The 10537-nt window shown below is 67.3% G+C and carries 7 protein-coding genes; 2 read left to right on the top strand and 5 right to left on the bottom strand.

The window, feature by feature from the left end:
* The coding region (locus KHA85_RS12710; protein WP_213186057.1) for an MFS transporter at positions 1-680 on the top strand (680 nt) is incomplete at its 5' end.
* Positions 677-1486: an enoyl-CoA hydratase-related protein gene (locus KHA85_RS12705; RefSeq protein WP_213186056.1), complete on the top strand. Its 810-nt coding sequence runs from the start codon at positions 677-679 to the stop codon at positions 1484-1486. The genes KHA85_RS12710 and KHA85_RS12705, both read left to right, overlap by 4 nt.
* Positions 1487-1583: 97 nt before the next feature.
* Here the strand turns inward: KHA85_RS12705 and KHA85_RS12700 are convergent, their stop codons facing one another.
* The 5 genes from KHA85_RS12700 to KHA85_RS12680 all read right to left on the bottom strand — a co-directional run bounded on the left by KHA85_RS12700 (position 1584) and on the right by KHA85_RS12680 (position 10518).
* Positions 1584-2546: a phosphotriesterase family protein gene (locus KHA85_RS12700; protein WP_213186055.1), complete on the bottom strand. Its 963-nt coding sequence runs from the start codon at positions 2544-2546 to the stop codon at positions 1584-1586.
* A 174-nt stretch (positions 2547-2720) separates the two neighbouring features.
* Complete coding sequence (locus KHA85_RS12695; protein ID WP_308936946.1) at positions 2721-4022, bottom strand: MFS transporter; 1302 nt, start codon at positions 4020-4022, stop codon at positions 2721-2723.
* A gap of 386 nt (positions 4023-4408) precedes the next feature.
* Positions 4409-6037, bottom strand: a complete 1629-nt coding sequence (locus tag KHA85_RS12690; RefSeq protein ID WP_308936947.1) for an AMP-binding protein — start codon at positions 6035-6037, stop codon at positions 4409-4411.
* 65 nt (positions 6038-6102) lie between these two features.
* Positions 6103-9294, bottom strand: coding sequence for a carboxyl transferase domain-containing protein (locus KHA85_RS12685; protein ID WP_213186052.1), 3192 nt, complete (start codon positions 9292-9294; stop codon positions 6103-6105).
* Positions 9295-9321: 27 nt separating this feature from the next.
* The gene (locus KHA85_RS12680) at positions 9322-10518 is read right to left on the bottom strand and encodes an acetyl-CoA C-acyltransferase (RefSeq protein ID WP_213186051.1); all 1197 of its coding nucleotides are present in this window, start codon (positions 10516-10518) and stop codon (positions 9322-9324) included.
* Between the last annotated feature and the right edge of the window lie 19 nt (positions 10519-10537).

Genomic DNA, 10537 nt, shown 5'->3' with positions numbered 1-10537 from the left:
CAGGTGGCGCGCTCCTACTCGTCTGCGGACCCACCGCGGTCCTGCGTTCGCGCTGGCGGCCGCACGGGGTCGTGCCCGCCGGCCTCGTCAGCGACCGAATAGCCCGCCGGAGCCTGCTCACCGCGGTGAGCCTTCCAGCGGCGTGGTTCGGAATCCTGGTTGCTGTACCCACTGTCCTCATCGCCGATGGATGGTCCGGGGCGCGAGTCGGACTACTTCTCGTCCCCTGCGCCGCGCTGGGTATCGTCGCGCCGCGCATCACCGGCCCGATGCTCATCAGGTTCGGCGCGCCGCGCAGCCAACTTCTCGCGACGATCGGAACCACCTCGGCCATCGCTCTGGCCGCCATGGGAGCCGCCCGGGTCGACGCCGTCGCCCTCATCGCTGCCACACTCGTTCTCGTGCTCGCCTTCGGCCTGGGGCAGCCCGCGATGACCGCGCTCGTAGCCGACTCGGTGCCCGTGAACACCCGTGGCGGGGCCCTCGGTCTACTGACTTTGGTCTTCCTTCTGGGCGGCAGTTTGGGCGCAGCCGCGGTTGGCGGTCTCGGTGAGGCCATCGGCTTCCCCAGGGCCATGCTCGTGCTGGCCGTCCTCCCGATGATCGCCACCATCGCTTTCGTCCGACCATTCCCTTCCACCCGGCCCCGATCCGAACCCCGACACCAGGAGATCCCGTGACTGATACCGACCACGTCCTCTACGACATCACTGAGGGAATCGCGACCATTACCCTCAACCGGCCGGACCGACGAAACGCGATGTCGGTGCCGATGATCGAGCGACTCGGCGAACTACTCGCGCACGCCGACGAGGATCCCGCCGTGCGCGTTCTCGTCCTCACCGGCGCGGGACGCGCATTCTGCGCTGGTGGCGACGTCCAGCAGTTCGACGAGGACGGCGGAGAAGGAGGCGGCGCCACCGAGGTCGACCCCGAGGCGGTCGCCGAGCAGCTCCGCCACCAGGAACTCACCGTCGGGCGTCTGCACGCCTTCACCAAGCCGACGATCGCGGCCATTCCCGGCGCTGCAGCCGGCGCCGGCCTGGGCTTGGCCCTCGCCACCGATCTGCGGATCGGAACACCACGGACCGTCATGGCGACGGCTTTCGCCGCAGTGGCACTGTCCGGCGACTTCGGCGTCGCGTGGCTGCTCGACCGACTGGTCGGCCCGGCGCGCGCTCACGAGTTGCTACTGCTGAATCCCCGCCTCGACGGACAAGCATGTCTCGACCTGAACCTGCTCACCCAACTCGTCTCCGAAGATGAACTCACGCGGATGACCACAGAGCTCGCGACCCGTCTGGCCAACGGCCCGGCACTGACCCTGCGGTACATCAAGAGCAACCTGCGCGAGGCCCCGCACCAGACGCTCTCGGAGTCCATGATGGGAGAGGTGCCGCGACACAAAGAGTGCGGACTGACCGACGACCACGTCGAGGCTGCCCGGGCGTTCGTCGAGAAGCGCCCCCCGGTCTTCGCACGCTGACTGCTACCAGATTCCAGCCCCGCCCCGCCTGAGTCGGGGCGGGGCGGGGCTGGACGTATGCGCCAGTCACTCGGCGTCGCCGCAGTAGCAGAATGGATCACCCTTCGAAGTACGCGCGCGGATTCTTGATGAGCATCGTGTCTATGTCGTCCTGTGACGCACCGCCCTCGAGGAGCGCGGGGATGACGTCCTCACTGATGTGCCGGTAGTTCCACTGCGGGACCACCTGGCGCTTGGCTGCGGGGTCGAACCAGTCGATGAAGCACGCCGCATCATGTGCGAGCACCATCCGCTCGGCGTAGCCGCGGCGCAGCATCTCCAACACCGTGGCCACCCGATCCTCGAAGGGTAGGAGTACGTCCAGGCCAAACCGATCCATACCCAAGTAGGAGCCCGCGTCAGCGACCTTGCAGAGGTAGTCGACGTCGGTGGTGTCCCCACTGTGGCCGATCACGACCTTCGACAGGTCGGCGCCCTCTTCGGCGAGCACGCTCTGGGCCACAAGGCCCGAGCCGGTGTGTGGGTTGGTGTGCACCGTGATGGGAGCACCACTTTCGGCGCTGGCGGCACCGACTGCCCGCATCGCCCGCTCGACGCCCGGGGTCAGACCCTGCTCTTCGATGGCGCACTTGAGGAAGCCGGCACGCACGCCCGTGTCGGCGATGCCCTCGCGCAGGTCCTTAAGGAAGAGCTGCGTCAGCGGCTCAGGGACGTCGAAAAGGAGACCGGGACCCGTGTAGTGGAACTGGAAAGGGATCTCGTTGTACGTGTACAAGCCGGTGGCGACGACGATGTTGACGTCGACCTGTTCGGCTACCCGCTGCACTCGAGGTAGGTAGCGACCCAGTCCCAGTACGGTCGGGTCGAGGATCGTGTCGATTCCCAGGTCGGGCAATTGTCCGAGTTCTGCTACCGCCTCGGCGACCTTGGCATCTTCGTCCCAGTCGTCTTGGTAGTTCTCCCGGTACTCCTCCCCCAGCACGAAGATGTGTTCGTGGGCCAGCACTCGGCCGAGATCGGCGGAGTCGATATCCCCTGTCACTGTCGGGACGGTCGCCATAGCTTTCTCCTTCGGGATGTCAGGTGTTACGAAGCGGTACTTGAATGCGGATACAGGCGCTGGTCGAGCCTGCGTTTCCGCGAGGATCACACCCGCGGCTCGGGACCGTTGTCCTATCGCCGGGCATGTGGGTTGTCAGAATTCGCCGTACGAGATCGTGGACGAACCGCCGGGTCAGAGCGCGTGTCCGGGGATGACCACGGGCTTTTCGGTCTTGTGCTCGACCACTTTCTGCGTCGGGTTCTCACTGTCGTGGTGCTCGAGCAGCTTCCTCAGCAGGGGGACAAGCAACAGTCCGAGGAAGGTCGTGCCCACGACTACCCACAGTCCGGAGGACGGTGAGCCGGTTGCCGTCTCCGCAAGACCGAAGGCGTACGGCCCCACGAAGGCACCGGTGAGTCCGATGGTGTTGACGAAAGCCAGTCCGGCAGCGGCGGCGACTCCCCCCAGGCGAGCCATGAGGACGGACCAGTAGAGAGGCTGAACCCCCACGATGAAGAGCATGGCCGCGCTGAGGATGAGCATCTTGGTCACCGGATTCCCGACCAAGATGAACAGCAACGCCAGGACGATCACGGCCGCGGTCGTGATGCCGATGAGCCGCACCTCCGTGCCGGGATTGCGCTTGAGTACACGGGGGATGAACACCACGCCGATGACGGCACCGATGCCGACGACGCCCGAGATGAGTCCGATCATGAAGCTGTCGGTCACATTCATCGCCTCGACGATCGAGGGGACGAAGAAAATGACGCCGTAGGTCGCAATCTGGTTGATGAAGTAGATGCCCGCGATGGCCAGCAGGAACGGCTTGGACATCGCAGTACGGACGATTGCGCCCGGGTTCGACTCCTCGACCTCGTTCCCGACGGCGCGGCGAGTCAGTTCGCGCGCCTCCTCCGGTTCGAGCCATGGTGCCTTCTCCGGCGAATTGGGCAGCGTGATGTACAGGATGACGCCGAGGATCACAGTCGGGATGCCTTCGAGTATGAAGAGCCACTGCCAGCCGTGCAGACCCGCGATGCCGTCCATTTTCATGAGTGCACCACCGATGGGGTTGGCGACGATGAACGCGACGGATGAGGCCGTGAGAATGAGGCCTACAGCCGTGGCGCGATCCTTCTGCGCGAACCAGGTGGTGATGAGGTACATGATTCCGGGGTAGAGACCAGCCTCGGCCGCGCCCAACAGTAGACGCAGGATGTAGAAGGTCATGGGGCTCGAAATGAACATCATCGCGATGGTGAGGAGGCCCCAGGTGACAGCGATGCGGCTGATCCACACCTTGGCCCCGATCCTGTGCAGGATCAGGTTGCTCGGCACCTCGAGGAACGCGTACGTGATGAAGAACAGGCCCGCACCGAGACCGTAGGCCGCTGCGTTGATCCCTGCGTCGATTTCCAGCGCGTTCTTGGCCAGACCGACGTTGGTCCGGTCGACGAAGGCCATGAAGTAGGCCGCCATGAGCAGGGGCACCAGTCGCAGGAAAACTTTCCTGGTCGCCCTCGCGTGCACAATGTCTGACGCCGCTGTTGGTGCTGTCATCCCGACTCCTGTACTCGAATTCTGATTCAAGTCCCAGTATTGAACCTAGATTTAGGTTGTGTCAAGGGTCACATCAGTCGACTTCGCCCGGCGCACAGACCACCTCCCCCACACGGCTGCCCGTGACGCGCCGGAGACACGGCGGAACCATCCTGACCAGTTCTGATCAGGATGGGGCAGGACTGTCTGCCCTCGCGCTCACAGGGCATGCGCTTTCAGTCCCAGCCGCGGACGTCCGGCTTGCGGCGGCGTCTCCTGTGTGCGTTGTGGACGCCTCGCCCTCGTACGGGCATAGGATTCCGCGACGCAGGAAGCCCTCAGTCCAGAGTGTCGGCGAGCTCCTGCGCACGGGTCAGCAGCGTGAGTTTGCGGATTTTGCCCGTATCGGTGAGCGGAAAGGACTCGACCACTTCGACGAGCGGCACCTTGTAACTCGCCATCCGGCTGCGAGCCCACTCCTCCACCGCTTCCGCGGACAGTGATCCGCCGGCTCGGGCACTGACGAAGGCGACCGGCCGCTGTCCCGTCACCGAGTCCTCGGCCGGGACGACCGCCACCGAGCCGATGTCGGGATGGTCAGCGAGAATCATCTCCACCTCGGCGGGGAATACGCTCATGCCCCTGACCTTGATCAGGTCCTTGCTTCGCGCTAGGTAATGCAGGCAACCGTCGTCGTCGAGATAACCGGTGTCTCCCGTGTGAAGCCAGCCATCGCGCAGCTGCGCGGCGCTGGCTTCCGGATTACGCCAGTAGCCGTTCATGATCGAAGGGCTCCGGAGGAGGATCTCCCCCGCCTCACCGAAGGGCATCGGGTCGGCGGTCACCGGGTCCACGACGATCACATCGGTCCCCGGAACCGGCAACCCGCAGAAGACGGGTTCTGTCAGCAAGTCGTGGTCGTTCAGATGGAAGCCGTAGGGCACGACGTCGACTGTGTGGCTCTCCGTCATGCCGTAGGACCCCTCCCGCAAGACCGACCCTTCACCGATGACATCAGACCATAGCCTACGGATCTCGGGAGTCAGTTTTTGGATGAAGGACATCGCCATGGGCGCGACGAAAGAGGTCAAGTCACGTTCCTCAACCCCGGGTACGCGCAGGATGTCGAGGAAGTTCTCGACGGTCGCCGCCGTCATGGTCACCCGGTGCCGTTCGACGAGGTCGACGACCGCGGCCGCGTCCCACCGTTCGAGCAGGACCGTTGTGCCCCCCAGCACGAGCGGGATGAGGATGCCCAGGTCCTCCCCCGCGATCCAGAAGACCGGGATGAAACACAGTGACACGATGTCGTGGTCGACGAGACCGTTGGCCCCCGCCCCGCTGACCGCGGTGTAGACCATGTGCCGTTGGGTGTGCTCGCATCCCTTGGGCAGCCCGGTCGTGCCGCCGGTGTAGTTGAGCGCGGCGAGAGCGTCGAGGTCTCGTGCGGGCTCGGACAACGGCTCCGCGTCGACCGTCTCGGACCAACGGATCACCTCGACCCCGTCGACGGAGGGCAGTGGGTCCCCCTCTCCCCCGAGAACCACCACAGTGCGCACCTCGGTCTCGGCGGCGATGCTGCAGAGTCTGTCCGCCAGGGCGGCGCTGGTCACGACCACCTGGGCACCGGAATCACCGAGCTCATGGCGGAGCTCGGCGTGTTGGAACATCGGATTGACAGGGACGTGCACGCATCCCGCCCGCAGGGTCCCGAGGAAAGCCACGATGAACTCGGGCACGTTACCGAGGTGAACGCCCACTCGCTCCCCGGGTAGCACCCCGTGCGCCCGCAGCCAACCGGCCCACCGGGCATGACGGTCGGCGAGAGAACGGTAGTCGATCCTGACATCACCGTGAATGACGGCTGGCCGATCGGGGCGCTCTCGGGCCCACGCGTCGACATACTCGGGCACGGTGAGATCGCCCAGGGGGTGGACGACGTCGCGCGGTGTGTCCGCGGGACGCACTCTCTCCTGGCGTCGTCGGACGTCCTCTACGTGTCGGGTGTGGTTCACTCCTGCGCTCCTCCGGTTCACCAGGTGTCGATGTAGCGGGTAGACGTGTCGACCGCGGCCGGGGACGCCGCTGCCGCCGTGAGAATCCACCGGCGGGTGTCAGCCGGGTCGATGACGTCATCGAGTTCGACGGCGGCAGCGGCGTTGACTGCCCGCCCGCGCTCGTACATGTCGGCCAACAATTTCTCTTCGAGCTTGCGTCGTTCGGCCGGATCGGCGATGGCCTCGAGTTCGCGGCGGAAGCCGAGCCGCACGGCCCCCTCGAGCCCCATCCCTCCGACCTCGCCGGTGGGCCAGGCGAGCGTCGCGGCCGGTCGGTGGAAGCTGCCAGCAGCCATCGCCTGCGCCCCCAGCCCGTAGGCCTTGCGCAGGACGACGGTGACGATCGGGACCCGCAGGTGGGCCCCGATGACGAAGAGACGGGCGAAGTGCCGCACGGTGGCGGTGCGCTCGTGATCGGGCCCCACCATGAATCCCGGGGTGTCGCAGAGCGAGACGACGGGTAGCCCGTGGGCGTCACAGAGTTGCAGAAAGCGGGCGAGCTTGTCGGCGGCCGGTGCGTCGATCGCCCCACCGAGGTGGCGCGGGTTGTTGGCGACGAGACCCATCGGGCGTCCCTCGATGCGCACCAGGCAGGTGACCACCCCACGCGCGAAGCCTGCTCGCAGCTCCAGCACCGAGCCCTCGTCGGACAGCGCCTCTATCGCGGCGTGGATGTCGTAGGCCCGGACCCGGTTCTCAGGGACGACGTGGCGCAGTGCACGCTGATCGACTGCGGCCCACTCCGGCTGCACACCCTGGAAGTAGCCGAGGTAGCGTCGGGCCACCGCGACCGCCTCCGCCTCGTCGGCCACGACGACGTCGACGACGCCGTTGCCGCTCTGGACGTCGATGGGGCCGACCTCGTCCGGAGAGTAGAGCCCGAGACCACCGCCTTCGATCATCGCCGGGCCGCCCATCCCTATGGTCGAGTCGCGGGTGGCGATGACGACATCGCAACACCCGAGGAGGGCGGCGTTGCCCGCGAAGCAGCGGCCGGCGGCGATGCCGATCGTGGGCACCTGCCCGCTGAGGCGCCCCATCGTCGCGAAGGTCGGCACGTCGAGGCCACTGACCACGGTCGTGTCGGTATCGCCGGGACGCCCACCGCCACCTTCGGCGAAGAGGATCACGGGCAGTCGCTGCTGCTCTGCCAGTTCGAGCATGCGATCTGTCTTCTTGTGGTTGAGGTATCCCTGGGTGCCTGCGAGGACGGTGTAGTCGTAGGCGAGGACTGCGCAGCGGGTGTCCTCCGCCGGGGCCGCCGTGATCCGGCCGATCCCGGTGATGATGCCGTCGGCCGGTGTGTTCGCGATGAGGTCTTCCTCGGTCCGGCGGGCACGCTGGGCCGCCACGGCGAACCCGCCGTACTCGACGAAACTGCCCTCGTCGACGAGGTCGGCGATGTTCTCCCGAGCGGTCCGCTGGCCGCGGGCGTGGCGCTTGGCGACAGCCCCGGGCCGGGCGTCGTCCATGAGCCGGGCACGTCGCTCGAGCAGCCGCGTGAGGTCGGGCCGCTCCGACTCGAGGTCGGGGCCGTCCTCGGCGACACCGGCCGCGGACTGGTCCGCCGACGGCCTGAGCCTCGCGATCAGGTCGCCGGCGGTTACGCTCGCGCCTGCGGAGGCCTGGACCGCCGTCACCTCCCCGGAAGCCGGCGCCGGTACGAGGTGCTCCATCTTCATCGCTTCGATGATCACGAGCGGTGTGCCCGCGACGACGTCTTGTCCCTCCTCGACGAGCACGGCGATCACTGTCCCGCTCATCTCGGCGAGAATCTCTCCGTCCGTCAGGTCCGACGGCCCCGCTGACCGCGTCAGGCCGGCGGAGTTGAACCACGTCGTCGTCACCGACCACGTGGGCAGGTCGGCATGCGCGAGCAGTTCGCGCAACGTGGCCAAGTTGGTGTCCAGGCCCCCGACCGTGCACTCATCGAGAGCCCAGCGCGCCTTGAAAAGGGCCCCGACCTGCCCTTCCTGGCTGTGGGTGATGATCTTCGCGACGAGGGAATCGAAGGAGCCGTCCACGCGCGTGCCCTCTACGAGGTGAGTGTCGACGCGCACCCCCGGCCCGGCCGGCAGGGCGAGGGCCGAGACCACGCCGCTCGCCGGGAGGACCTCGCCGTTGCTGCCCGTGCGCTCGGCCGCCACCCGCAGTTCCACGGCCGCGCCGACGACGCGGGGAGGCGATGCCAGACCGAGATCGGTCAGGGTCCCGCCCGACGCGAGACGCAGTTGGGTGAGAACGAGGTCGACACCGGTGACGAGCTCGGTCACCGGGTGCTCGACCTGAAGGCGCGGGTTGACCTCGATGAACCACCACCGGGTCGGGTCGTCGGCGTCGACGATGAACTCGACCGTCGCGAGACCGCGGTAGCCACGGCCGGACAGGAGCCGGAGGGCCGCCGCGTGGAGATCGGCCCGTACCTCCTCGGGCAGGTGCGGGGCGGGCGCGACCTCCACAACTTTCTGGAAACGCCTCTGCACGGTGCAGTCCCGCTCGCCGAGATGGGTGATCCTGTCGCCGTCCCCGATGACCTGCACCTCGATATGGCGCGCCCTCTCCACGTAGAGCTCGGCGAAGAGGGCCCCGGAGCCGAAACCACGCTCGGCTTCCGACCGGGCCCGTTCCCAGGCCTCACCAAGTCGCTCCCCGGAGGGGACTGCGCGCATGCCACGACCGCCCCCTCCGGCCGCCGCCTTGATCATGACGCCGGCGGGCTCCTGCTCGCGGGCGAAGGCCTCCGCCTGCTCACGTGTGACACCGACATCGGTGGCGGGCAGAACCGGCACCCCGGCCTCCTGAGCCGCCGACCGGGCGCGGCCCTTGTCGCCGAACAGTTCGAGGAGCGACGCGTCCGGGCCGACGAAGGTCACGCCCGCGTCAGTACACGCCCGGGCGAGTGCAGGACTCTCGCTGAGGAAGCCGTAGCCGGGGTGCAGCAGGGTGCACCCGTGTTCCGTCGCCCCGGCGACGAGCGCGTCGGGCTCGAGGTAGGCCGCCGCGCCCTCACCGTGGAGGACGTGGACCGCCGTGGCGATCCGAGCGGCGAGGGAGTCGACCTCGGCGCGGGTGACGGCGACGACGACGTCGAGACCGAGCTCGCGGGCGGCCCGCACGATGCGCAGAGCCACCTCTCCACGGTTGGCGACGAAAACGGACTCAGGCACTCAGACTCCTCGGTGGGGTGGGACGTCTCAGAAGATCTCGAACAAGCCGGCTGCACCCATGCCGCCTCCGACACACATCGTCACGATGCCGTACTTGGCGCCACGGCGACGGCCCTCGATCAGGATGTGCCCGGCCATACGGGCACCGCTCATGCCGTAGGGGTGGCCGATGGAGATGGCTCCGCCGTTGACGTTGTATTTCTCCGGGTCGATGCCGAGGGTGTCGCGGCAGTAGAGGGCCTGTACGGCGAAGGCTTCGTTCAGCTCCCAGAGGTCGATATCGTCGACGGTCAAGCCGTGCTGCTCGAGCAGCTTCGGCACCGCGTAGACCGGACCGATGCCCATCTCGTCGGGCTCGCATCCGGCCACAGCGATCCCGCGCAGGGCACCGAGCGGGCTCAGTCCCAGACGTGAGGCCTCGGCGGCTTCCATGACGACCGCGGCGGAGGCTCCGTCGGAGAGCTGCGATGCGTTACCCGCGGTGATCGACATTCCCTCCGAGCCTTTCCTGGCGAGGACCGGATCGAGCTTGCGCAGGTCCTCGATGGCCGTTCCCGGGCGGTTGCCCTCGTCCTTGGCGAGTGTCACCTGCTGTGACCCGACCTCACCCGTCGTGCGGTCCTTCGTGAGCATCGTCGACGGCAACGGGACGATCTCGTCGTCGAAGGCCCCGGCCGCCTGGGCCGATGCGGTCCGTTGCTGGGACTGCAGCGCGTACTCGTCCTGGACTTCCCGGCTGACGCCGTAGCGCTGCGCGACGACCTCCGCCGTTTCGAGCATCGACATGTACAGCGCGGGCACATGTTCGGCGAGCCACGGGTCCTGCGCGCGGTAGTCGTTCATGTGCTCGTTCTGCACGAGTGAGATCGAGTCGACGCCTCCTCCGACGACGATGTCCATTCCGTCCATGACTACCTGCTTCGACGCGGTCGCTATGGCCATGAGGCCGCTGGCGCACTGCCGGTCGACGGACATACCGGCGACGGATACCGGCAGCCCGGCACGCATCGCGGCCTGCCTACCGATGTTCATCGCGGTCGAACCCTGCTGCAGGGCCGCGCCGATCACGACGTCCTCGACGCGCGCGTCGTCGACGCCGGCGCGGTCGACGGCGTGCCGCACGGCATGGCCGATGAGCTCCTGGGCCTGGGTGTCGTTAAAGGCGCCGCGGTAGGCGCGGCCGATCGGGGTTCGGGCCGTGGAGACGATGACTGCTTCACGCATGGTGGGTCCTCTATGGTGT

It is taken from the genome of Dietzia massiliensis (assembly GCF_018390595.1).
Taxonomy (GTDB): domain Bacteria; phylum Actinomycetota; class Actinomycetes; order Mycobacteriales; family Mycobacteriaceae; genus Dietzia; species Dietzia massiliensis.
This window is presented reverse-complemented; position numbering and strand designations above follow the sequence as displayed.